Here is a 21,119-nt window from a genome sequence, read left to right as displayed (position 1 = left end):
TCGTGCCACAGCGTGTGGTGGGACTCAGAGCTCGGCGCGGAGATTCCGTTTGAGCAGCTTACCGCTCTGGTTACGTGGTAGCTCGTCGACGAACAGCACCGTCTTGGGCACCTTGAACGGAGCGATGCGCTCCTTCAGATGCGCGGTGAGCGTCTCGGGTGTCATGTTCGGCGCACCTTCACGCAGCACCACCACGGCGGTGATCGCCTCGATCCACTTCTCGTCCGGGGTCCCGACGACTGCCACTTCGGCGACGTCCGGGTGGGTGTAGACGGCGTCTTCGACCTCCCTGGACGCCACGAGAATGCCCCCGGTGTTGATGACGTCCTTGATGCGGTCGACGACGGTGATGTAACCCTCGGCATCTCGCGTCACCAAGTCGCCCGAGTGGAACCAGCCGTCACGGAAGGCTTCGGCAGTCTCCTCCGGCTTGTCCCAATACCCGAGACACAGTTGTGGAGAGCGGTAGAGGACCTCGCCGGGCGCGCCGTCCGCAACTTCGTTTCCTTCCGGGTCGACCACTCGGGTTTCGACGAAGAAGACCGCCTTACCGCAGGAGGCGGGCCGCTCGCGGTGATCCTCGGGGCCGAGAACGGTGGCGAGAGGACCGATCTCGGACTGACCGAAACAGTTGTAGAACCCCAGGTCCGGATAGCGCTCGCGAAGTCGTTGCAACACCGTCACCGGCATGATCGAGGCGCCGTACTGCGCCTTCTTCAGTGAAGACAGATCACGCTTGTCGAGATCCGGATGGCCTGCGAGAGGTACCCATACCGTGGGCGCGAGAAACAGCGAGCCGATGTGATCGGTTTCGATCCTTTGCAGAATTTCGGGGATGTCCGGGGTCTCCATGAGACTCACCGACGCGCCCACGGACAGATACGGAAGCATGAACACGTGCATGCCCGCCGAGTGGTAGAGCGGCATGGCGATCAACGGATTGTCGGCCGCATCGAGCCCGAGAGCGATGATCGAGGACACGTATTCGTGAATCAGGCCACCATGAGTCATCATGGCGCCCTTCGGTTTCGACGTGGTTCCCGAGGTGTAGAGCAGCTGAGCAAGATCGGTGACGGCGGCAGGGCTCTCCACAACGGGTACGTCACCCACTCTGCTGTGTTCGAGCAGGGAATCCTCGGTGTCCCGTAGTGGCAGAACGTGCCGCAAGGGGAGGTCACCGCGCACCGACTCCAAGGTCGCAGCCAACGCCGGGTCGACCAGTACGACGGTGCTCCCCGACTGCGCCACCAGGTAAGTCAGCTCCTCACCGACGAGCGCGAAATTGACAGGGACGTGCACCAATCCGGCTCGTGCGCACGCCAGGAACCCGATCGCGTACGCATCGGAGTTCTTGCCGTAGGCGGCGACTCGATCTCCCGTCGCCAACCCCAGGGACTGGAGACGGGCGGCCGCGCGGCTGACCGCGTCATCGAGTTCTCGGTAGGTCCACACGCGATCCTCGAAGGTCAGCGCCGTGCGGCCCGGGAACTTCGCGGCAGACCGCCGTAGCACTCCATCGACGGTATCGGCGCGTGGATCCACAGTCATGCTCGCAGGTTATAGGACGTCCAACCATCATGGGCGGGTTTCAACGTGAGGAAGGGCTCTACCTGCGGCGACGACGCATCGCTGCCGCCTGCATGTCCTCGACGCATTCGGCTGTGCAGCGCAGCGTCGTGGAGGAGAGTCCGCGGCTCGCCAGTTCCTTCGTCGCCCCTTCTTCCGCCTCGAGGCGTGCCAGTTCCAAGCCCTCGTCGGCCGCATCCTCGTCCGTCTCGACCAGACGCCGGTACTGGAAGTTGAGAATCTCGGGCTCGTACAGAAACGCACCCTCCGGACCGAACTTGGAATCGAACACGCTGTGGCTCGACTGCTCATGCAGGAGGTGTGTCCGCTGATCTGCCGTCAATGTGGGGAATCGTCCGCGCACCGTCACACGGTAGGTCCGAATCGTCATGACCGCGTCGCCCGATCCAATGCCGCAACGGTCTCTCGGATGAGCAGGTCCGCGTCGGTGGCCGGAATTCCCGACGAGATTCGATCGGCCGTCTGATCGAGCGCCGCCCGAACGAACGTCGCCATGACCGACGTGTCGAAGGTCGTCATTTCGCCTGACGCTTGGCCTTGCTCGAAGAGTTGGACCAGTTCGCCACCGGACCTGTCAGCGCGCTCGCCATAGGACTCACTGCTCGACAGCACACGATTTCGGACGATGGCGATGAACGCCCTCGCCACTTCGGGTTCGTCTGCACAGAACTCGAGGTACGTCCTGGAGTAGCCCGAAAACCGCTCCCGACTCGAGCCCTCACCGGAAAGAACTGCACCGAGTAGGGATCCGAGCCGAGTGATCACCTGTTGCTCCACCTCGACTTCGAGATCGGCTTTCGATTCGAAGTTGCTGTGAAATGCGCCCCGCGTATATCCCGCGCGATCGGCGATCTGCTGGATCGACGTCGACGCGACCCCCTGTTCGGCGAACAGTGCGGTTGCGGCCGTTACCAGGTTCGACCGCGTTCGAGTTCGGCTTTCGACGCGACTGAGCCGCGGCCCGGCCACGGGTGTGGGTTGCGAAGACATTCCATTAAGATACCAGGCCGTATTTGGATACGACCCGGTATCTGCATGCCTGCCCGGATTCAGTCCTGGCGTTCGAAGGTGATGAGCAGACCGTCCACCCCGCCCGGCCCGAGTCGCCCCTTCACGTCTGCGGTGGTGATCGTCTTGAGTTGCCACCCTTTACCGGCGTGCTCGTTGAGGATCTTCTCGAGCTTGTCGCCGGACAGCTTTCCGCCGATCATCTTCTCGCGAACTTCCACGACTTTGTACGAGTAGGCCATTCGAGGACAGTCCTTTCGGTGGGCGAACGAGTTTCCTTGCATCCACGTCAACTGGATCTTGTATGCGTTACTTCGAGTAACGTATACTTCTGAATCAGGAACCAGGCTTCGGCGACAAAGAGGTGAGCTATGACCGCAGGGATGCTCTTCTTCATCGGACTCGTGATCTTCGTGGCGGCACTGCTGCACTCCGGATCGGACCTCGACTTCACGGGCCGCTCGGTCTATTCGACATCCAAGTCCCGCGGACGCCCGCACCGGAGACGCTTCAAAATCTGAGCGCCGCGACCTCGCAAGGCACATCGAATCGGCCTTCGAGGTCGGCCACCCGAATCTATGGTTGATCCGGTTGCGCGTCCCGCAACCACTCCGGGTAGGTCGACCGAAGGAGCAGGGATGTCCCGCACGCGCGTACACAACTTCTCGATTTCACTGGACGGCTTCGGCGCCGGCGAGGGGTACACCCTCGAATCCCCGTTCGGCCACGCCGGCCAGCGGTTGCACGAATGGATGTTCGCCACCCCGTTCTGGCGCGAACACAGCGGGACGATGACGGACAGCGTCGACGAGGTTCCGGAGGCACGAATCGGCACCCGAATCGGGGCGGGCGTGGATGACGCCTTCGCCAGACGCAATGAAGCGAACATCGGCGCGGAGATCATGGGATCCGGCAAATTCGGGCTCGCGGGCTGGCACGAAGACCCCGAATGGCGCGGATGGTGGGGCCCCAATCCCCCGTTCCACACGCCGGTCTACGTACTCACCCGGCACGAGCGCCCGCCGATGGAGATGGAGGGAGGCAACACCTTCCATTTCGTGAACGCCTCGCCAGCGGAGGCGCTCGAACTCGCCCGCGAGGCGGCAGACGGCAAAGACGTACGTATTGGTGGCGGAGTGACGACGCTGCGCGCGTTCCTCGCTGCCGGCCTCGTCGACCACCTGCACGTTGTCCAGGTTCCGATCCTCCTCGGCCGAGGCGTTCGACTGTGGGACGGACTCGAAGACCTCCAGGAGTCGTACGACGTCGAAGCGGTCTCCTCACCCAGCGGAGTCACCCACCTGACCTTCGACCGAAGTTGATCGATCCGCGTCGGTCGGGTGTGTGAGAGTCACCGAGTGGATCAACCCGGATACGACGCGCTGGCCGAGCTCTATGCCGAGACCTTTCCTTCTCCGTATCTGAGACCGATCGAGCGCCACTCCATCCATGCGTTCACCGATCTGGTCACCGAGACGGCTGCCAGCGGGCTCGTGATCGACGTCGGCTGCGGGCCTGGCGACGTGACGGCCGATCTGGCGCAGTTGGGCTTGAACGTGCTGGGTATCGATCCGAGTTCGCAGATGCTCGCGATCGCGCGGCGAAAGTATCCGAGCCAACGGTTCGAACTGGGCGACGCACACCTCTCCGACTTGTCTACGGACGAGCCCGTCGTCGCAATTTTGGCGCGCTTCAGCCTCATTCACGTGCCGCCCGAGGAAGTCCCGGCCGTGTTCGCGGCCTGGCGAGAGCGCATTCGGCCCGGCGGCCTGGTTGCCGTCGCGTGCCAGCTCGCCGATGCAGACGAAGGCACCGTCGAGTTCGATCACCGTGTGGCGCGGGCGTGGCGGTGGAACCCGGATCATCTCGCCGACCTTCTCGCCGAGGCCCGCTTCGACGAACTGTGGCGGACCATCGGCGCCCGCGACGCCGAACACCGCTTCCGGGAACTACATCTCGTCGCGCAGCACCGCGTCGAGTCGGTCTCAGACCCCTACGAGTAGGTATCGTCCTGCGCGTCTTCTGCATCTTGTTCGGCGCGCTGCCGTCGCTCGATTTCTCGCCTGCCGAAGGTAGCTCGCAGAATCTCACCTCGATCGGATACGGACGAGCCGACAGCTCCGGCAACGATGCCCAGCGAAGTGGCCAGCCAAGTGAGCTTCAGATACTCGACGACCGTCACCGGCGTCCCGACCTGCGCAGTGAAATAGTCCGGTGCGATCACGACCACGCAGGCGAGCAGGACGGCAACGAACAGCAACGCATACATGCAGAGAACGCCCGTGAGGACGGTGCCGACGGTCGCCAGGTTGTAGAGGGCCCGATCCGACGAACTCTCACGAAACTCGCGCTTCTCCCACAATCCGTTGGGAAGGATCAGCCACAGACTCATGGCGATGACGGCCGCGACCGAGATCATCAACAGGCGATCGGCCATCATGGCTGCAGCCATGATCCAGATGTTCGAGTAGAAGACGCCGAACGCAGATGCCGCACTGGCAGCACCGAGGGCCCCGGTCAGGGTCGGAATCAGACGCCACGGCCGGTTGCTCCGGATCATCCCTGACAGCAGTCGGACGCGCCCGAAGAAGGACGAGGCGACCAGTCTGTCGACCTCTGCGTCTTCGTCGGCGTTCTCACCTTGCGAGGTTTCCCAGTAGGTGCCGCGAGGAGCTGCCGACGGACGGTCGGAAGAGTCGGCGACCATCGACGACACGATCTGGGCAGCAGTCGTGACCGTCCGCCTACGGGTGAACAGGACTCCGAAGGCCGGCGTGTACAGCACACACGTCCGACCTTTGTACACCTCGGCGATCACGGGTTTGGTCGCGTACCGGTGGGGCATCTCCGAGATCACCACCGACACATCGTTCCGGTCGGCGAGCAGCCTGTCCCACTCCGCCAAGGCCGGCCCACCGTCTTCGCGAGGGGGAAGGACCGCAGACGTCTGATCGACGGCGATCTCGTCGGCCCTCTGGGCGCCTCGCTGCGCGATGAGGCTCGGGACGCGGTCTGCGACGCTCGCCGCGACACGCGTAGCGAATCCCGGATCGCTGACGATTCCGATGTTCAAACAATCTCCTCGACGGTCGTTGGTGAGCCAGTCCCGCACGCTACCTACCGGGCCGGCCCGAGCGCCCGATCAGCGCACGATGACGACGTGCAGATTGCGCGGACCGTGCACGCCTTCGACACGCTCGAGCTCGATGTCCGACGTGGCAGAGGGCCCACTGATCATGGTGGTCGGCCGCTCCGGAACGAGCTTCTGCATGGCCTCCGGCACCCCCACCTCGATGCTCGCCAAGGGTACGACGCACAGGTGCAGGTCCGGGACCAGGCTGAGCGCACGACGTCCCTGGTTGGGGCTTCCGTCGAGGAAGATGGTGCCGGTCTCGGCGCACGACACACGAGAGGCGGTCACCACGCCGTCGAGTGCCCCCAACTCGGGCCCCGGGACGTCAGGCGAGTCGACCACGACCTCACCGGTGAAGCCCGTGAGCCACGCGTCGTCCAATCCGGGCGGAATGCCCACCCGAGTCACGCCCGACCCGGCGAGCACGCGTGCGATGGTGGCAGGCAATTCGCCGGGCTCGCACTGGTACACCTCGGCCTTGTAATCGACCAGCCGGTCGACGAAAAGTTCCACCCGCTGGTCGTCGGCCATCGTTCGGCCGGTTCGGTACTCACGCGGAATGTCTGTCTGGACGGGTGGGGCGATCGCCAGCGCGTCTCGCACGCGTCCGAGAATCACGTCACGAGAACTCATCCCTGCTCCTCCGGCCTGGCGTCGTCGATCTGGGCACGTCCCTCGTCCGAATCCCACCATTGGCGGAACGTCTGCTTCGGCGGCGCCGGAATGTCACGGGCCGCGGTCCACCCGTTGAGCGGCGGAGGCAGAGTCGAGATCTTGCCCTTCTTGCCCGCCATCAGACGCCCGAGTCCAGCGGCCTTCTGCGCTTTGGTGAACTTGCCCGCAGAGGACATCGCGACCGTCGCGGCCTTCATGGCCAGCGATTCAGCGGTCATGCCCGTCTTCTCCACCTTCTGATGGCGCAATTCGACGAGCAGAGAAGGAATGTCGATCTTCACCGGGCACGCATCGAAGCAGGCCCCGCACAAGCTCGACGCGAACGGCAACGTGGAGTTCGGATCGTCCTTGTCCTCCATACCCGCGAGCTGTGGGGTGAGCACCGCACCGATCGGCCCCGGGTAGGTGGACCCGTAGGCGTGGCCGCCTGTGCGCTCGTACACGGGACACACGTTGAGGCAGGCCGAGCAGCGGATGCAGTTCAGTGCCTCGCGGCCCACCTTGTCGGCGAGGGCAGCGGTACGCCCGTTGTCCAGCAATACCAGGTGGAAGGTCTGCGGACCGTCGTCGGGAGTTACACCGGTCCACATCGACGTGTACGGGTTCATCCGCTCCCCCGTGGACGAGCGGGGCAACAGCTGCAGGAATACCTCGAGGTCGTCGTACTTGGGCAGGAGCTTCTCGATGCCCATGACGGTGATGAGTGTCTGCGGGAGCGTCAGGCACATGCGGCCGTTGCCCTCCGATTCCACCACTCCCAGGGTGCCGGTCTCCGCGATCCCGAAGTTGGCGCCCGATATGGCCACCGGCGTTGTCATGAACTTGTGTCGCAGAAACTTTCGCGCGGCCGCAGCCAGATTTCTCGGGTTGTCATCGAGATTCGGATCCACACCCGGCATCTCGCGGAGAAAGATCTCTTTGATCTCGGACCTGTTGCGATGGATGGCGGGAACGAGAATGTGCGAAGGCGTGTCGTGACCGAGCTGGACGATGAGTTCGGCCAGGTCGGTCTCGTAGGCGTGGATGCCCTGCTCGTCGAGGTGCTCGTTGAGTCCGATCTCCTGGGTGGCCATGGATTTGACCTTGATGACCTCGTCCGAGCCGGTCTCACGGACCAGATCGGTGACGATCCGATTGGCCTCGTCTGCGTCCGCCGCCCAGTGGACGACACCGCCCCTGGCCGTGACAGACTTCTCGAACTCCTCGAGCAGCTCCGGAAGACGGTTCATCACGTCGGTCTTGATGGCCGAGCCGGCATCGCGCAACGGTTCCCAGTCGGGCAGTTCTCCGGTGACCTCGAGTCGCTTTGCGCGAATGGTATGGGTGGCCTTGCCGATGTTGCGGCGCAGCTGACCGTTGGCGAGCTCGTGATGTGCTGCGTCGGGGAACGTTTCGGTGCCGCGCAGATTGCCCGATCCGTGTGGGGACCGAGGTGGGAGCGTGGGCAGTCCCAGTCCTACCGGGCTCATACGGTTGCCTCCGATCGTGGGGTGACGGCCGGTTCCACCGACGCGAGGATCTCTGCCAGGTGCACGGTGCGGGTGCCCATCTGCAGGCGGCTCATACCGCCGCCGATGTGCAGCAAGCACGAAGAGTCACTGGCAGAGCAGAACTCGGATTCGGTCGCCGCGACGTTACGAATCTTGTCGGCCAGCATGGCAGTGGACGTCTCCGCGTTCTTGAGCGCGAAGGTTCCACCGAACCCGCAACAGGCGTCCGCCTCGGGCAGCGTGACCAGGTCGATCTCGCGCACCGCCCGCAACAGTTGCAGCGGCTTGTCGCCCACGCGCAGCATCCGGAGCGAATGGCACGTGGGGTGATAGGTGACCCGGTGTGGGTAGTACGCCCCGACGTCGGTGACGCCGAGGACGTCCACCAGCAGCTCGGACAGTTCGTACGTCTTCGCCTTCACGGTCTCGACGCGCTCGCACAGTGCGGCGTTCCCGTACCGCGAAGCCACGATCTCGTGCTGGTGCCGCACCGAGCCGACGCACGACCCCGAGGGCACGACGACGGCGTCGATCGAGCTGTCTCCGAAGTTGTCGGCGAAGTTCGACACGAGGGGCAGGGCGCCAGGCTGATAGCCGGTGTTGACGTGCATCTGACCGCAGCAGGTCTGCCCGGGCGGGAACACGACTTCGTGCCCGAGCCTGGTCAGTAGCAGGGCGGTCGCCTTGGCTGCATTCGGAAACATCGTGTCTCCGATGCAGGTGGCGAACAGCGCGACTCGCATGTGGATCTCCGAAATCGTCGGTGTGGTCTGACCACAGTAGGCCATGGTCAGTGGTGTGCACCACAGAACCGTCCAGAAAAAAGAGATTCAGTCGACCACTGGATTGTGACCCACGCCATAGTGTACGTTCCTGTGGTCTGACCACACAGACTCGTTATCTGACCGACGCGCCCACAAAGCGCAATCCCGAGGAGTTCCACGTGGCAATCGAGATGCTCGCGGAGACGTTCACCCCGTCGACCAACGCCGTGGCAGGGAGCCTCACCGCTTCGGCACTGGTCGGGCTCGCCCCGCTCCTGACGTTCTTCGTCCTGCTCGCCGGGTTCAAACTCAAGGCCTGGTACTCGGGGCTCGGCGCGCTCGCCGTTGCTGCCGTCGTCGCCGTCGTCGGCTTCGACATGCCCACTTCGCTCACCGCGTTGTCGGCGGTACAGGGCATCGCATTCGGTCTGTTCCCCGTGATGTGGATCGTGGTCACGGCGATCTGGTTCTACGAACTGACCGTGGTCAGCGGACGCTTCGAAGACCTGCGGAGAGTGTTCAACTCGATCGGCCGCGGCGACATGCGCGTTCAGGCGATGCTCATCGCTTTCTGCTTCGGCGGAATGCTCGAAGCCCTCGCCGGCTTCGGTGCCCCCGTGGCAATCACCGGCGCCATGCTCATCGCCCTCGGAATGCCGGCCATTCGCGCAGCCGTGACCGTGCTCGTGGCCAACACCGCCCCGGTTGCCTTCGGCGCCATGGCCATCCCGATCACCACGGCAGGCAATCTCACCGGAATCCCTGCCACCGAGATCGCCGCCACCGTCGGACGTCAGACCCCCACACTCGCACTGTTCGTGCCGTTGCTGCTGCTCTTCCTGGTCGACGGCAAGCGCGGCCTCAAGCAGGTCTGGCCCATCGCGCTCGTCACCGGCGCCGTGTTCGCCTTCGCGCAGTTCTGGTGCTCGAGCCACTTCTCGTACGAACTCACCGACGTCGTCGCATCACTCGCCGGCCTGGCGGCAGCCGTCGTCATGCTCCGATTCTGGTCACCGACCACCCCGGACGAGCAGCGCTCCCAGGTCGAGCCCGAGCCCCTCACGGCCGACCGCGTGTTCATGTCGCTGTTCCCGTACCTGCTGGTGGTCGTCGTGTTCGGTGTCGCCAAGCTCTGGACCGTCGGCTTCGATCTCCCCGAGTGGCTTTCCCGAACGGATCGCAAGGTGGAGTGGCCCGGCCTGTACGGCAACCTACTGACCGACACCGGTGAGCCGTCCTCGAGCGCCGTCTACACATTCTCCTGGCTGTCCAATCCCGGCACCCTTCTCTTGATCTGCGGCATCATCGTCACCATCGTGTACACCGCCTTCACCAACTCCGGGCGGTTCCCGATGACGGCGAAGATGGGTGTCGCCGCCTTCGGCGCCACGCTGGTGAAGATGCGGCTCGCCATTGCAACCGTCGCGACCGTGCTGGGGTTGAGCTACGTGATGAACCAGTCCGGCCAAACCGTGGCGATCGGTACGTGGCTCGCGGGTACCGGCGCGGTGTTCGCGTTCTTCTCCCCGATCCTCGGCTGGATCGGCACGGCCGTGACCGGTTCCGACACCTCGGCGAACGCGCTGTTCGCGAAACTGCAGCAGGCCGCGGGACAGACCGCCGGCATCGATCCCACCCTGCTGGTCTCGGCGAACACCTCGGGCGGCGTGGTCGGCAAACTGGTCAGCCCCCAGAATCTGACCATCGCCGCTACCGCCGTGGGCCAGCCGGGATCCGAACCGATCCTGCTGCGCAAGGTGATCGGCTACAGCCTGGCCATGCTGTTGATCCTGTGCACCCTCGTCTACCTGCAGTCCACCCCTGTCCTGTCCTGGATGCTGCCGTAACCATCGGCCGCCCCTACCGAATAGGCTGCACTGTCATGCCGACACCCTCCACGCCCCGACGAGCGAGTCCCCGCGCCTGGGAACAGGTACTCGGCCGGCTCGAGGAAATGTTGGTGTCCGGCGAAGTCCTGCCGGGCCACCGACTGCCGGGCGAGCGCACCCTCGCCGAGGATATGGGCGTGGGTCGCTCGTCGGTTCGCGAAGCACTGCGGGTGATGGAAGCGCTCGGACTGCTGAAGACCCAGACCGGGTCCGGCCCCAGTTCCGGTGCCATGATCGTGTCGCGGCCCACCGGCGGCATGACGATGCTCATGCGGATGCAGGTTGCAGCTCAAGGCTTTCCGGTGTCCGATGTGGTGCAGACGCGCCTCGTTCTCGAGACCGAGGTGATGCAGACGCTGGCGAATCGCGCACCCACACCGGATATTTCACACGCCGTCGAGCTGCTCGACTCGATGGACGACATCGCCCTGACCGCCGAAGAGTTCCTGATTCTCGATGCCCAGTTCCACGTCGCCATGGCCGACGCAGCCGGCAACCAGGTGATTGCCGCGATGATGGCCGGTCTTCGTGCGTCGATCGAGAGCTACGTGCTTTCCGGCGTTCCGCTCGATACCTGGCCCACGACGTGCTCGCGTCTGCGCCACGAACATCGCGGTCTCGTCGAGGCAGTGGTCGCGGGGGACGCCGAACTTGCTCGAAACCGGGTGGTCGATCACATTCGTGGCTACTACGCGGAGAGTGACAACACGTGATCAGGCTTCCGCCTTTCGCGCTGTGAACAAGTACACGTGGTTCGCGAGAGTCCGCCGGACCGTCACGTCCCCGACTCCGTCCAAGCTTCGAAGGAACACGTCGAACGGAATCAGGTTGTGTGGGGACCGGTCCACCCAATGAATGAAACGGGAGACGACAGTGCGGTCGAGGTCGTAGCCGACGAGCGTGCCGCCCGGTTTGAGGACTCGAAGGGCCTCGGACACCGCATCCTCCCAATCGACCACGTGGTGCAGCATCAGAAAGCACGTGACGACGTCGAACTCACCGTCGTCGAACGGCAGAGCCGTTGCGTCGGCTTGCTGAACCCGCGCATTGGGAAACGCGGCAAGTCGCTGGGTGGCGGCCTCGGTCATGGCCGGATCGATGTCCGTGGTGGTCAGCTGCAATTCAGGCCACCGTTGCGCCATGGTCGCGGCCATCGCCCCGCTGCCCGCGCCGAGCTCGAGAAGTGACCCGGTGGGCTCGTGTCCCTGAAGGGCGGGCGGGAGCACCACACGCTGGGCGAACGCCCGCCAAGGGGCAGACCTGCAGAACGCTTGCTCCAGACCTGACATTCTCGGCACAGTCAGCCCCCCTACTTCTTCGGATCGCTACGAGAGGTCCGAGAGTAGACGACTGTCACGCTCCGTCGACGAGCCCGGCATCCAGGGCCAGCACTGCAGCGTGCGTGCGGTTTCGTGCACCGAGCTTTGCCAGGATCGAGGACACGTGCGTTTTCACCGTCTCGCGGGTGACGAACAGCGCGGCCGCGATGTCGCGGTTCTCGTCGCCGCGCACCATGGCCGCCAACACTCGTAGTTCGGTCGGGGTGAGCGGCGAGCCGGCGAGCGTGCTGCGACGCCTTGCGCCTATGAGTTCACGCACGCGCTCCGGGAAGAGAACGGAATGACCGCCGACCACGGTCCGAACAGCGTTGACGAGTTCTGCCGCGCCACTGCGCTTGAGCACGAAACCCGATGCGCCGATTCGCAGTGCTTCGGCAAGGTACTCGTCGTCGTCGAAGGTCGTCATCATGACCACGGCCGGTGCATCCTCGGCCGTCAAGATGTGCCGAGCCGCAGCGAGGCCGTCCAGCCGCGGCATCCGGATATCGAGCAGCAGTACGTCGAGATCGAGGTTCTCGACGAGGTCGACGGCATCGAGACCGTCGGAACCGGTTGCCACGACGGTGATCTCCGCCGCCGTTCCCAGAAGTGTGGTCAGGCCGTCGAGAACGATCGGGTCGTCGTCGACCACCGCCACCGCCGTCACGAGCCGACCTCTGCAGGGAGCCGCGCACGTACCGTCCAGCGCTCATCCGCGGTCTCGATGGCGATCGAGCCACCTGCACGGTCGGTCCGCGTCCGCATCGTCGTCAGTCCCATCCCATGTCCCGGCTTCGTTGGAGTTCCGGCAGTTCGGTTGTGTACGACGAGTTCGAGCTCGTTGCCGGACCTCCCGAGTTCGACGGTCACGTTGCCGTTGCCGTGCCGCAACGCGTTGGTCAACGCCTCCCGTACGACATCTTTGGCGGAGTCCGCGGACGCCGCCGAAAGGTTCTGCGGCGCAGTGCCGGAGTCGACCAACGTCGCGCCGGCCAGCTTTGTCATCGACCGAATTTCCGACTGCCAATCGGAGGTCTCGACAGTGTCCGGTTCCTGCGCCGTGAGCCGGTTGATGGTTCCGTCCAGCTGAGCCAAGGCCTCACGTCCCAGTTCCTCTACCGCGTCCAGATGCCGATTCGGTTCACTCGTTACAGCTTTGGCGGCCTGCGCTTGGACGGTCATCGCGGTCAGAGTGTGCCCGATGGAGTCGTGCAAGTCGTGAGCAAGTCCGGTTCTCCACGTCAGTTCCAGATTCGCGGAACGTAGTTCGTCGATCTGCTCCGCCGCGGTTGGAGCGAGCATGACGGGGGCGAGCCGACGTTCGGTCTCCGCAATCCCCACGAACGCCGCGAGTGCCAGGACACCCACCCCGAGCCCGATCAGGACCCGCAGTGCGCCATTCGTTTCGGTGAGGATGCCTGCGGCTCCATCCGAATCGGCCGGGACGAACAGACCTGCGGCAGTCGGGACGCCGATCAGAAGGACCGCAAGCGAGGCGGCTCCGAGCGCCATGATGGTGAGCGCCCACCACAGTCCCTGGCGGCGAGTAGGCCATTCACGGGGACGACGCGCGTCGGGAAGGTTTGCTCCCAGCAGTGACCGTGCCGCCACGACCTCGAGATTCTTCACACCAGGAGCAGTGAGCACACCGGCCACCACACCGAGCGTGAGCAGCGCGAGCGCGACGACGGCGATCAGTGTTTCTGCGCGGCCCGCACCGGAATCGGTCACCAGCGCAGAGGCGAACAGTGCCGCCAGAGCCACCAACGGCGACGCGACCGCGGCGCCGATGAACACGTGGGCACCGGCGAGTAGCAGTCGAGACACCGCTACCCGTCTTGTCGGCACGGCTCCATTGAACCTCACAGAACCTCGATATCACCTCCCCAATACGGGGGATGCCTGATCGGGGCTTTTCCGGCATTCGGGGGAAGTGTGTGGACCCCTCACCGCGGGAACGTCGAACCATGACAGAAACACTCGATTACACCACCCGCCCGGCCTCCACTCAGCGCCTGCAACGGGTGCTCACGATCGTCTCGATTCTTGCCTGCACCCCGTACCTGATCCTGAAGCTGTGCTGGCTGGTCGGGTTCCAGATCGGCCTGTCGGACGCGGCGGCGGACTGGGGAGCGACGATGTGGATCATCAACCTCGGTACCGCCTTCATGGAGGGGTACGCGCTGTTCCTCGCGATTACCTTCGTGGCGCCCTGGCGATATCGAATTCCCGGTGCCGTCGTACTCGCGCCCATGTGGATTGCCTGCGGGTTCCTGGCGATCATCGTCGTCGGCCTGCCGTTGCAAATCTTGTTGGGGACCAACGACACCGCGAACGCGCCCGAGGCTTCGCCAGGTTTGATCGAACCCTGGGTGTTCTCGATGGTCTATGCGGGCTTCTTCGTGCTGGGACTCTCCCTGATCACCAATTTCCTGCTCCACGCCCGCGAGCACTACCTCCCGCCGGTACGTCAGGCGACCGGCCGTGATTTCACGCTCCTGACCGCATCCGGGCTGGCAGTGGCTCTCATCGGACTGAAGGCGACGAGGATCGCCGAGTCGGGCCTGGCCGGATCCGGCCTCGCCGAGGCCGTGATGATCGTCGTGGCCGTGGCAGTGGTGCCGGCGTTCGTGATCGCGCAACGCCGCGGCGGCTCGATCGGCGCGGGTCTGCTGTGGTTCACCGGTGCACCGTTCTTCTCGACCGGCACGTTCATCCTGGTCTTGACGGCAGTCCCTCAAGACCTCGCCGAGATGACCACCCGCGACGCGGTCGGCGGTGCACTCTCACTGGTCCTGGGCCTACTCGCGGCTCGCGAGCTCCGCAGCATGATCAGCAGAGGAAGGTAGATCAGTTCGGCGAGTTCGACGGGAACGTGATGGTGCACGTCCCAGGAATCCCGGAGGTTCCTTGGGCGTGCACCGTCACCTTCTCGACGTCGAAGGTGGTTACGCCGGGACCGGTAAACGCCCCGTACTGTCCCTCGTCGAACTTCGACGAGCTTACGGTTCGTACCGTGCCGTCCATCATGGTGAGTTCGTAGTCGAATTGGTCACCCGGTTGCCCGTGAGCCTCGAACTGAAGGCGAAAGTCATACGGAACGTATGACGTGACTTTGGGGTCACAAGGCGCACCGTCGTTCACTTCGAGGATTCGAGTCTGCGGCGGTCGTGTCGGCTTCTTGGGCGCCTCGGCCATCGGCGATTCTTCCGAACACCCCACCAACACCGATGCCGTCAACAAGGCGCCGGACAACATCACGAATCTCCCCCGGTTCATGGCTGAGAAACTATCACCAGGGCAAACTCCTCCCACCTTCGTCGGTCATCCTTTCGGCGGACGACACATGTGAGAAGCGGTTCGATGATCGGATCATGCGCAGATCGATGATCATCTCGACGGTCTTGGCGACCGTCCTGGTCGGCTGCGGCGCACCTACGTCGGAGCAGGCGACCGAAGACACCCCGGCCGGCCCGGACGCTGTAGCCACGCCCGTTCTCGATTGGCAGCCCTGCAACGAAGCCGAGTTGCCTGCCTTCCAGTGCGCGAACATGAAGGTCCCTTTCGATTACAGCGACCCGGACGGCGAGACGATCACGCTGGCGCTGCTGCGCGAGCCGGCGCACGACCCGAGCCGCCGAATCGGCAGTGTCGTCGTCCCGGCAGGCGGGCCTGGGATGTCTGCGTTGGATGCGGCGGCCGCATTGCCGTCTGCTTCGGGCGAGGTCGCCGACCGATTCGACACGGTGACTTTCGACCAGCGCGGCGTCCGCAGGAGCAGACAGGTCGACTGCTTCGACAGCGAGGACGACCGCGCCACGTTCTGGGCCGACGTTCCGTGGCCCCCGGCTACCGGGCAAGAGAAAGCAGCACGAAAGGCAGCGGACGGACTGGCCACCCGATGCAGCAACCGAGAACGCGATCTTCTGCCGCATCTGTCCACCTTGAATGTCGCCTACGACGTGGAAATGATTCGACGAGCAGTCGGCGACGACAAACTGACATTCTCGGGCGCGTCCTATGCGACGTACATCGGCGAAACATATGCCGCGATCTACGGGGATCGTGTGCGCGCCATGCACCTCGGCTCGGTGATCGACCCACACGGTTACGCGGACGACACGGTCGGAACCCTCCACGAACGCGCAGTCGGCACCGAAGACGTCCTGAAAGAGTTCACCGCACAGTGTGATTCGTCGGATGCTTCTCTCTGCGCCATCTCGGGAAGGGCCCAAACCTCGACCGACTCAGTGCTCGACCAACTCGAAGACGGACCGATCGTCGTCGGACAAGGGACGGATTCTCTCCCGGTCCACCTGTCCGACGTCGCACTCGTCGCCTCCACCCTTCTCGGTGACCCGACCGCAGGATGGCCTGCCTTGGCCGATGTCGTCGCAGAGTTGGACGCGGGATCTGACGGCGATCCTGCGGCCGTGCAACAGATTCTCGCGGCCACCACACCTACACCCGACTTCCTCGAGTCACACATCGCGAGCGCGTGCGCCGACCATTCGTTGCCGGAGGATTCGGGACGATGGTCGGAGCTCACCGCTGAATCTGCCCAAGCAGGTGCGCCACGGTTCGGGGCGCTCTGGCTGTCGTTGACCGAGCCGTGCGCGGGGTGGCCGTCCAGCGCCGTCCGCTACGACGGACCGTGGGAAGTCGAAACCGAGACGCCGCTGCTGCTGATCAACAACCGTGCAGATCCGGTCACACCGCTGAGGTTCGCCCACTCGGCGAAGGACGCGTTGGGCGACGCACGACTCGTTACTGTCGACGGTTCGGGGCACGACACCACCAACGCCTGTACGTCTGCGCTCGTCGATCGCTATCTCGTCCATCGTGAACTACCACCGGACGGAACCGGCTGCACTCCGGACACGGTGCCGTTCGCGGCGCACTGATCCGCAGGCAGGCACACTGTGACACGTGAACGCCATGATCAGTACCGCTGTCACCCCGGGCATGGTGCGCGGCGCCGCCGACATCGAATCTGTCGACCGTGGACTTCGCGTGCATCGACTCCCCGCCTGGGTGCGTGGGCAATTCCCCGAGCCGAGGTTGCTCGCGATGGAGAGCCAGCCTTCGGGGGTTCGGCTCGTGATGCGCACCGCCGCCCGCAGGCTCGAACTCGTCTCTCACCCGAACCGGATGGCATACCGCGGCCTGGAGCGTCCGCGCGGCTGTATCGACGTGTTCATCGACGGCGAGCTGGTGAACAGCGACGTGCTGACCAGTGGCGATGTGGTCGAGATCGACCCGGCGACCGGCGAGCAGTCGTTCCACGAGGGACCATCACATACGACCGTGTTGGCCGACCTTCCCGAGGGTGACAAGCGGGTCGAGTTCTGGCTTCCTCACAACGAAGCCGTCGACCTTGTCGAACTATGTGCCGATGACTCGGTCCACGAAGACCACGTCGTCGACCCTCGCTGGGTTCACTACGGCAGTTCGATCAGCCAAGGGTCCAATACGTCGACGCCGAGCAGAACGTGGCCGGCAATAGCGGCGCGCCACGCGGGTGTGGAGCTGCGCAACCTCGGGTTCGGCGGGAACGCTCTGGTCGACCAGTTCGCGGCCCGAGTCATCAGCGCCGCCCCCGCCGACGTCATCAGCGTCAAGCTCGGCATCAACGTCGTGAATCTCGACGCGATGCATGTGCGCACCTTCGTTCCCGCCGTGCACGGCTTCCTCGACACGATCCGTGACGGCCATCCGGAAACGCCCATAGTCCTTGTCTCACCGATCTTCTGCGAAATTCATGAGGAAACACCCGGCCCCGGCGCATTCGATCCCGCGTCACTGAGCACAGGTCAGGCTCGGTTCATCGCAACCGGCAATCCCGAGGACGAGAAACTCGGGCGGATGACACTGCAGTCCGTTCGCCGTGAGATGCGCGCACTCTTCGAACGTCGCGCCGACGACCCGAACCTGCACTTCTTGGACGGCCTCACGCTCTTCGGAGAGGCCGACGCAGAAGAACTTCCCCACACGGACGCGCTACACCCCAGCCCGCCTGCTCACGAACGTATCGGCGAGCGGTTCTTCGCCTTCGCTTTTGCCGACGGCGGCCCGTTTGCCGCGGCGGTTCGCCAGGAGAAGTAGAACAGCCGCCGGCAAGAGCAGAAGCAGCGGCGACGGGCCGGAGAGAACCGCACCAACGCCGGCCCACACCGCGAGGCCCCAGGCGATGAAGGCCGGTGGAGTGACGTCGGACCGGGCCATCCACAGGACGGCCAATCCGAACAGCAGCAGCGGGAGGCCGAAGCTGTACCAGGTGAACCAGAACGAAGCGGTGACCTCGTTCATGTGGACGAGGTTCTGGTTCTGTTCCTCCCACAGAGCCAAGCCGAACCACTCGTCGGCGAACTTAGGCGCGGACTGAACAAGCGCGCCCACGCTGTGCCCCACTCCGCAAAGAGTGATCAGCCAGCCTGCCAGTGCGATCATCGGAGTTCTCCTTCAACTTATACGGTGGCGTACAACGTGACCATAGACCTATTATTCGGTTGCGTATAGAGCATTTTTCGAAAGGCAGGTCTCAGATGGGCGCTTTGCGTACCCCGCGCGAGAAGTGGATCGAGGCAGGTTTGCAGGCCCTTGCCACCGGGGGCGCCGACAGCGTCCGCATCGAGGCCCTCGCCAAAGCTCTCGGCGTCACGAAAGGCGGCTTCTACGGCTACTTCTCGGATCGAGACGACCTACTGCGGGAGATGCTCGACGCCTGGGAACGAGAAAGCGTCGACGAGGTCTTCGAGAAGATCGAGAACACGGACGGCGACCCGCTCGAAAAGGCCAGACTTGCCGGTCAGCTCACATTCTCCGACGACCGCCTGCTCCCCATCGACCTCGCCGTCCGAGCCTGGGCCCGTCGAGACGATACGGTCTCGGAACGCCTACGCCGCGTGGACAATCGGCGCATGCAACTCATCCGCGACGCCATCGGAAGCTACTGCTCCGACCCGGAAGAAGTGGAGGCCCGTAGCCTGCTTGCCTTCTGCATGGCCATCGGCGTCCATTTCGTCGCCGCCGATCACCCCGGGCACACGACACAACAAGTACTCACTCGGGCAAGTGCAATTGCCCTCGGGCGTTGATCTGAACCGTGAAAAGATGCAGCGTATGACACCGGAGCGAGCGGAGGCACAACGGTTACGCGACATCATCGCGATGCGGCACGTTCGTGACCATATCGACCGGGAGTACGCCAAACCGCTCAGTGTCGAGACGTTGGCACGGGAAGCGCACATGTCGGTCGGACACCTGAGTCGGGAGTTCCGTCGCGTCTACGGCGAGTCCCCGTACTCGTACCTGATGACTCGGCGGATCGAACGCGCGATGACACTCTTGCGTCGCGGGGACCTCAGCGTCACCGAAGTCTGCTTCGCGGTGGGGTCGTCCTCGCTCGGCACGTTCAGCACGAGATTCACGGAGTTGGTCGGCGTTCCCCCGAGCATCTACCGGCGCGACCACTCACAGGCAGGCAAAGGCATCCCGCCGTGTCTGGCGAAACAGGTCACCAGACCGGTCAGGAATCGAGAAGCGCGCTCCCCCTAGGTGTGTCTAGCGTGGAGACATGAACATCATCATTCACTACGCCTTCCTTCCGCACACCGACGGCGAAGCCGCACTTGGCTTCTACCGCGACACTCTCGGTTTCGAGGTCCGCAAGGACGTCGGCTATCAGGACATGCGTTGGATCACCGTCGGTCCGGTCGGTCAGCCCGAGACGTCCATCGTCTTGCATCCGCCGGCCGCCGATCCGGGTGTCACCGACGCGGAGCGCCAGACCATCCTCGAGCTCATCGCCAAGGGTGCCTACACCGCCGTCACCCTCGCGACGGACGACCTCGACGGACTCTTCGATCGCCTTCAGGCCGCGGGCGCGGATGTCGTCCAGGAGCCCATCGACCAGGACTACGGCGTCCGGGACTGCGCGTTTCGCGATCCCTCCGGCAATCTGATCCGCGTCAATCAGCGCGACTGAACGAGCAACGCTGATCGGGCTCATGGCGGCGGACTCTTCGGTGCGTACTGCCCGATGATCCATCGGCAGATGGCCTCCACGACGTAGGTGCGTTCCTCGTCGTCCAGCGCATGTCCGGCCGGGATGTCGTGGTACCGAGCCAGGCAGGTGCGGCAGCACGTGGCCGTCGCGTGCTGGGCGACGAAGACCGGGTGACCGCGGTACGGAGTCTGGCGTCCGTCGTTGCGAGGCTCTGCCGGCACCAGCCTGCGGTCGATGAACTGCTCAGCGTGCCTGCGAACAGTGACGATTCCTCGGAGGTCGACGATTGCGCGATCACGACCCCGGAGCCGGAACTTGGCACGGAAGGCGTGCCGTCCGATCCGCTGCAGTCGCGCGTCCAGGTCGTCCATCCCCACCTTTCTACCGCGACGGCAGTGGCCGTTGCATTATGCAGGCATATACCTGCATAATGGTGTCGTGGACGCAGACGCAGTATTCAAAGCACTTGCCGACCCCAGTCGCCGGCGGCTACTCGACATGCTTCACACGAATTCAGGATTGACGTTGAACGAGCTCTGCGCAGGCTTGGATATGCGCAGGCAATCGGTGAGCCAGCACCTCGAACTCCTGGAAGCGGCCCATCTGGTGACCGCGGTACGCGACGGACGCCGAAAGCTGCACTACCTGAATCCGGTTCCGATTCACGAGGTTCGGAGCCGTTGGATCTGGAAATTCGAGGACGACCGATTGGATGCCCTCGACACGATCAAACAACGCGCGGAGGAGCCGAGCATGAACGTCCCGGATTACGTCTACACCACCTACATTCGCGCCACCCCGGAGCGCGTGTGGGACGCACTCACCGATCGCGAGCTGACCAGCCGATTCTGGGGTCATACCCAGGTGTCCGACTGGACGGTCGGGAGCAGAGTCGACCACGTCCGAACCGATGATTCCGGCATCTCGGATGTCGCGGGAAACGTCATCGAGGTCGACCGGCCGCACCGGCTCGCGTTCACCTTCGACGACCCTGAACGCGTGGCCGACCCGGCCTTCGAGGGGAGCCTGGTCACCTTCGACATCGAATCTCACGAGGACATCGTCAAGCTGACCATGACTCACACCCAGATCAGAAGCGACGACGACCGTCGGTCCTTCGCAGAGGGCTGGCCCGCCATCCTCGCCAACCTCAAGACACTCCTAGAGACCGGAGATGTTCTGCCACAAGCGCCTTGGGAGTTTCACGCGGAGGAACGAGCCGCGAACATGGCCGCGAACGACTGAG

Annotated in this window: 26 protein-coding genes; 12 read left to right on the top strand and 14 right to left on the bottom strand. The window is 64.2% G+C overall.

Annotated features, from left to right (window positions below; genetic code table 11):
• Positions 1-24: 24 nt before the first annotated feature.
• Genes ACZI8R_RS05405 through ACZI8R_RS05390 form a run of 4 tightly spaced genes read right to left on the bottom strand, consistent with a single transcriptional unit; the run spans position 25 to position 2,837 of the window.
• Positions 25-1,548 carry an acyl-CoA synthetase gene (locus tag ACZI8R_RS05405; RefSeq protein WP_463378544.1) on the bottom strand — a complete coding sequence of 508 codons (1,524 nt, stop codon included), beginning with the start codon at positions 1,546-1,548 and terminating at the stop codon, positions 25-27.
• A 58-nt stretch (positions 1,549-1,606) separates the two neighbouring features.
• On the bottom strand, positions 1,607-1,957 hold the full coding sequence (locus tag ACZI8R_RS05400; RefSeq protein ID WP_463378543.1) for a DUF6204 family protein: 351 nt from the start codon (positions 1,955-1,957) through the stop codon (positions 1,607-1,609).
• Positions 1,954-2,577, bottom strand: a complete 624-nt coding sequence (locus tag ACZI8R_RS05395; protein WP_463378542.1) for a TetR/AcrR family transcriptional regulator — start codon at positions 2,575-2,577, stop codon at positions 1,954-1,956. Before ACZI8R_RS05395 ends, ACZI8R_RS05400 begins: the two co-directional genes overlap by 4 nt.
• A gap of 59 nt (positions 2,578-2,636) precedes the next feature.
• Positions 2,637-2,837, bottom strand: a complete 201-nt coding sequence (locus tag ACZI8R_RS05390; RefSeq protein ID WP_463378541.1) for a DUF4177 domain-containing protein — start codon at positions 2,835-2,837, stop codon at positions 2,637-2,639.
• A 129-nt stretch (positions 2,838-2,966) separates the two neighbouring features.
• Between ACZI8R_RS05390 and ACZI8R_RS05385 the strand changes: the two genes are divergently transcribed.
• From ACZI8R_RS05385 to ACZI8R_RS05375, 3 genes are all read left to right on the top strand, one after another.
• Positions 2,967-3,116 carry a hypothetical protein gene (locus tag ACZI8R_RS05385; RefSeq protein WP_463378540.1) on the top strand — a complete coding sequence of 50 codons (150 nt, stop codon included), beginning with the start codon at positions 2,967-2,969 and terminating at the stop codon, positions 3,114-3,116.
• Positions 3,117-3,233: 117 nt separating this feature from the next.
• Positions 3,234-3,917, top strand: a complete 684-nt coding sequence (locus ACZI8R_RS05380; RefSeq protein ID WP_463378539.1) for a dihydrofolate reductase family protein — start codon at positions 3,234-3,236, stop codon at positions 3,915-3,917.
• 36 nt (positions 3,918-3,953) lie between these two features.
• Positions 3,954-4,598: a class I SAM-dependent methyltransferase gene (locus ACZI8R_RS05375; protein WP_463378538.1), complete on the top strand. Its 645-nt coding sequence runs from the start codon at positions 3,954-3,956 to the stop codon at positions 4,596-4,598.
• Here the strand turns inward: ACZI8R_RS05375 and ACZI8R_RS05370 are convergent.
• From ACZI8R_RS05370 to ACZI8R_RS05355, 4 genes are all read right to left on the bottom strand, one after another.
• Positions 4,589-5,668 carry a hypothetical protein gene (locus ACZI8R_RS05370; protein WP_463378537.1) on the bottom strand — a complete coding sequence of 360 codons (1,080 nt, stop codon included), beginning with the start codon at positions 5,666-5,668 and terminating at the stop codon, positions 4,589-4,591. The genes ACZI8R_RS05375 and ACZI8R_RS05370 overlap by 10 nt on opposite strands.
• A 69-nt stretch (positions 5,669-5,737) precedes the next feature.
• A complete protein-coding gene (locus tag ACZI8R_RS05365) occupies positions 5,738-6,361 on the bottom strand; it encodes a LutC/YkgG family protein (RefSeq protein WP_463378536.1) in 624 nt (207 codons plus the stop codon).
• Positions 6,358-7,872, bottom strand: a complete 1,515-nt coding sequence (locus ACZI8R_RS05360; protein WP_463378535.1) for a LutB/LldF family L-lactate oxidation iron-sulfur protein — start codon at positions 7,870-7,872, stop codon at positions 6,358-6,360. Before ACZI8R_RS05360 ends, ACZI8R_RS05365 begins: the two co-directional genes overlap by 4 nt.
• Positions 7,869-8,636: a (Fe-S)-binding protein gene (locus tag ACZI8R_RS05355; RefSeq protein ID WP_463378769.1), complete on the bottom strand. Its 768-nt coding sequence runs from the start codon at positions 8,634-8,636 to the stop codon at positions 7,869-7,871. The genes ACZI8R_RS05360 and ACZI8R_RS05355 overlap by 4 nt, the downstream gene beginning before the upstream one ends.
• Positions 8,637-8,836: 200 nt before the next feature.
• Here ACZI8R_RS05355 and ACZI8R_RS05350 point away from each other — a divergent pair, with 200 nt between their 5' ends.
• Positions 8,837-10,504, top strand: coding sequence for an L-lactate permease (locus tag ACZI8R_RS05350; RefSeq protein ID WP_463378534.1), 1,668 nt, complete (start codon positions 8,837-8,839; stop codon positions 10,502-10,504).
• A gap of 35 nt (positions 10,505-10,539) precedes the next feature.
• Positions 10,540-11,259, top strand: coding sequence for a FadR/GntR family transcriptional regulator (locus ACZI8R_RS05345; protein ID WP_463378533.1), 720 nt, complete (start codon positions 10,540-10,542; stop codon positions 11,257-11,259).
• Here ACZI8R_RS05345 and ACZI8R_RS05340 read toward each other — a convergent pair whose 3' ends face one another.
• The 3 genes from ACZI8R_RS05340 to ACZI8R_RS05330 all read right to left on the bottom strand — a co-directional run bounded on the left by ACZI8R_RS05340 (position 11,260) and on the right by ACZI8R_RS05330 (position 13,713).
• Positions 11,260-11,835, bottom strand: coding sequence for a class I SAM-dependent methyltransferase (locus tag ACZI8R_RS05340; protein ID WP_463378532.1), 576 nt, complete (start codon positions 11,833-11,835; stop codon positions 11,260-11,262).
• A 64-nt stretch (positions 11,836-11,899) separates the two neighbouring features.
• Positions 11,900-12,532 (bottom strand): response regulator, encoded by a 633-nt coding sequence (locus ACZI8R_RS05335; RefSeq protein ID WP_463378531.1) that lies wholly within the window; start codon positions 12,530-12,532, stop codon positions 11,900-11,902.
• The gene (locus ACZI8R_RS05330; protein ID WP_463378530.1) at positions 12,529-13,713 is read right to left on the bottom strand and encodes a sensor histidine kinase; all 1,185 of its coding nucleotides are present in this window, start codon (positions 13,711-13,713) and stop codon (positions 12,529-12,531) included. The genes ACZI8R_RS05335 and ACZI8R_RS05330 overlap by 4 nt, the downstream gene beginning before the upstream one ends.
• A 119-nt stretch (positions 13,714-13,832) precedes the next feature.
• Here ACZI8R_RS05330 and ACZI8R_RS05325 point away from each other — a divergent pair, with 119 nt between their 5' ends.
• Positions 13,833-14,714, top strand: a complete 882-nt coding sequence (locus ACZI8R_RS05325) for a hypothetical protein (protein WP_463378529.1) — start codon at positions 13,833-13,835, stop codon at positions 14,712-14,714.
• Between the two features lies 1 nt (position 14,715).
• On the opposite strand, the gene ACZI8R_RS05320 is transcribed toward ACZI8R_RS05325, so the two are convergent.
• On the bottom strand, positions 14,716-15,144 hold the full coding sequence (locus ACZI8R_RS05320; protein ID WP_463378528.1) for a hypothetical protein: 429 nt from the start codon (positions 15,142-15,144) through the stop codon (positions 14,716-14,718).
• A 95-nt stretch (positions 15,145-15,239) separates the two neighbouring features.
• On the opposite strand from ACZI8R_RS05320, the gene ACZI8R_RS05315 reads away from it, so the two are divergent.
• Both ACZI8R_RS05315 and ACZI8R_RS05310 read left to right on the top strand, forming a co-directional pair.
• Positions 15,240-16,769, top strand: coding sequence for an alpha/beta hydrolase (locus tag ACZI8R_RS05315; protein WP_463378527.1), 1,530 nt, complete (start codon positions 15,240-15,242; stop codon positions 16,767-16,769).
• A gap of 34 nt (positions 16,770-16,803) precedes the next feature.
• Positions 16,804-17,970, top strand: coding sequence for a GDSL-type esterase/lipase family protein (locus ACZI8R_RS05310; RefSeq protein ID WP_463378768.1), 1,167 nt, complete (start codon positions 16,804-16,806; stop codon positions 17,968-17,970).
• Here ACZI8R_RS05310 and ACZI8R_RS05305 read toward each other — a convergent pair.
• The gene (locus tag ACZI8R_RS05305; RefSeq protein ID WP_463378526.1) at positions 17,866-18,315 is read right to left on the bottom strand and encodes a DUF6463 family protein; all 450 of its coding nucleotides are present in this window, start codon (positions 18,313-18,315) and stop codon (positions 17,866-17,868) included. The two genes, ACZI8R_RS05310 and ACZI8R_RS05305, sit on opposite strands and share 105 nt — an antisense overlap.
• A gap of 95 nt (positions 18,316-18,410) precedes the next feature.
• On the opposite strand from ACZI8R_RS05305, the gene ACZI8R_RS05300 reads away from it, so the two are divergent.
• From ACZI8R_RS05300 to ACZI8R_RS05290, 3 genes are read left to right on the top strand one after another with little or no spacing between them, the layout of a single operon-like run.
• Positions 18,411-18,962, top strand: a complete 552-nt coding sequence (locus tag ACZI8R_RS05300) for a TetR/AcrR family transcriptional regulator (protein WP_463378525.1) — start codon at positions 18,411-18,413, stop codon at positions 18,960-18,962.
• 25 nt (positions 18,963-18,987) lie between these two features.
• On the top strand, positions 18,988-19,422 hold the full coding sequence (locus ACZI8R_RS05295) for a helix-turn-helix transcriptional regulator (RefSeq protein ID WP_463378767.1): 435 nt from the start codon (positions 18,988-18,990) through the stop codon (positions 19,420-19,422).
• A gap of 19 nt (positions 19,423-19,441) precedes the next feature.
• Positions 19,442-19,852: a VOC family protein gene (locus ACZI8R_RS05290; protein ID WP_463378524.1), complete on the top strand. Its 411-nt coding sequence runs from the start codon at positions 19,442-19,444 to the stop codon at positions 19,850-19,852.
• Between the two features lie 20 nt (positions 19,853-19,872).
• On the opposite strand, the gene ACZI8R_RS05285 is transcribed toward ACZI8R_RS05290, so the two are convergent.
• Positions 19,873-20,244, bottom strand: coding sequence for a DUF4186 domain-containing protein (locus ACZI8R_RS05285; RefSeq protein WP_463378523.1), 372 nt, complete (start codon positions 20,242-20,244; stop codon positions 19,873-19,875).
• Positions 20,245-20,311: 67 nt separating this feature from the next.
• Here ACZI8R_RS05285 and ACZI8R_RS05280 point away from each other — a divergent pair, with 67 nt between their 5' ends.
• Positions 20,312-21,118, top strand: a complete 807-nt coding sequence (locus ACZI8R_RS05280) for an ArsR/SmtB family transcription factor (protein WP_463378522.1) — start codon at positions 20,312-20,314, stop codon at positions 21,116-21,118.
• Position 21,119 lies beyond the last annotated feature (1 nt).

The organism is Rhodococcus huquni (assembly GCF_055231055.1).
Note: the sequence above shows the minus strand (reverse complement) of the source record. Positions and strands in the feature narration are given on the sequence as shown.

What these genes read in the sequence shown, in the direction of transcription:
- ACZI8R_RS05385 (WP_463378540.1), top strand. Translation starts at nt 2,967, where the DNA reads ATGACCGCAGGGATGCTCTTCTTCATCGGACTCGTGATCTTCGTGGCG.
- ACZI8R_RS05305 (WP_463378526.1), bottom strand. Translation starts at nt 18,315, where the DNA reads ATGATCGCACTGGCAGGCTGGCTGATCACTCTTTGCGGAGTGGGGCAC.
- ACZI8R_RS05340 (WP_463378532.1), bottom strand. Translation starts at nt 11,835, where the DNA reads ATGTCAGGTCTGGAGCAAGCGTTCTGCAGGTCTGCCCCTTGGCGGGCG.
- ACZI8R_RS05365 (WP_463378536.1), bottom strand. Translation starts at nt 6,361, where the DNA reads ATGAGTTCTCGTGACGTGATTCTCGGACGCGTGCGAGACGCGCTGGCG.
- ACZI8R_RS05285 (WP_463378523.1), bottom strand. Translation starts at nt 20,244, where the DNA reads ATGGACGACCTGGACGCGCGACTGCAGCGGATCGGACGGCACGCCTTC.
- ACZI8R_RS05290 (WP_463378524.1), top strand. Translation starts at nt 19,442, where the DNA reads ATGAACATCATCATTCACTACGCCTTCCTTCCGCACACCGACGGCGAA.
- ACZI8R_RS05345 (WP_463378533.1), top strand. Translation starts at nt 10,540, where the DNA reads ATGCCGACACCCTCCACGCCCCGACGAGCGAGTCCCCGCGCCTGGGAA.
- ACZI8R_RS05295 (WP_463378767.1), top strand. Translation starts at nt 18,988, where the DNA reads ATGACACCGGAGCGAGCGGAGGCACAACGGTTACGCGACATCATCGCG.
- ACZI8R_RS05300 (WP_463378525.1), top strand. Translation starts at nt 18,411, where the DNA reads ATGGGCGCTTTGCGTACCCCGCGCGAGAAGTGGATCGAGGCAGGTTTG.
- ACZI8R_RS05380 (WP_463378539.1), top strand. Translation starts at nt 3,234, where the DNA reads ATGTCCCGCACGCGCGTACACAACTTCTCGATTTCACTGGACGGCTTC.
- ACZI8R_RS05325 (WP_463378529.1), top strand. Translation starts at nt 13,833, where the DNA reads ATGACAGAAACACTCGATTACACCACCCGCCCGGCCTCCACTCAGCGC.
- ACZI8R_RS05390 (WP_463378541.1), bottom strand. Translation starts at nt 2,837, where the DNA reads ATGGCCTACTCGTACAAAGTCGTGGAAGTTCGCGAGAAGATGATCGGC.
- ACZI8R_RS05360 (WP_463378535.1), bottom strand. Translation starts at nt 7,872, where the DNA reads ATGAGCCCGGTAGGACTGGGACTGCCCACGCTCCCACCTCGGTCCCCA.
- ACZI8R_RS05395 (WP_463378542.1), bottom strand. Translation starts at nt 2,577, where the DNA reads ATGTCTTCGCAACCCACACCCGTGGCCGGGCCGCGGCTCAGTCGCGTC.
- ACZI8R_RS05405 (WP_463378544.1), bottom strand. Translation starts at nt 1,548, where the DNA reads ATGACTGTGGATCCACGCGCCGATACCGTCGATGGAGTGCTACGGCGG.
- ACZI8R_RS05315 (WP_463378527.1), top strand. Translation starts at nt 15,240, where the DNA reads ATGCGCAGATCGATGATCATCTCGACGGTCTTGGCGACCGTCCTGGTC.
- ACZI8R_RS05355 (WP_463378769.1), bottom strand. Translation starts at nt 8,636, where the DNA reads ATGCGAGTCGCGCTGTTCGCCACCTGCATCGGAGACACGATGTTTCCG.
- ACZI8R_RS05320 (WP_463378528.1), bottom strand. Translation starts at nt 15,144, where the DNA reads ATGAACCGGGGGAGATTCGTGATGTTGTCCGGCGCCTTGTTGACGGCA.
- ACZI8R_RS05400 (WP_463378543.1), bottom strand. Translation starts at nt 1,957, where the DNA reads ATGACGATTCGGACCTACCGTGTGACGGTGCGCGGACGATTCCCCACA.
- ACZI8R_RS05310 (WP_463378768.1), top strand. Translation starts at nt 16,804, where the DNA reads ATGATCAGTACCGCTGTCACCCCGGGCATGGTGCGCGGCGCCGCCGAC.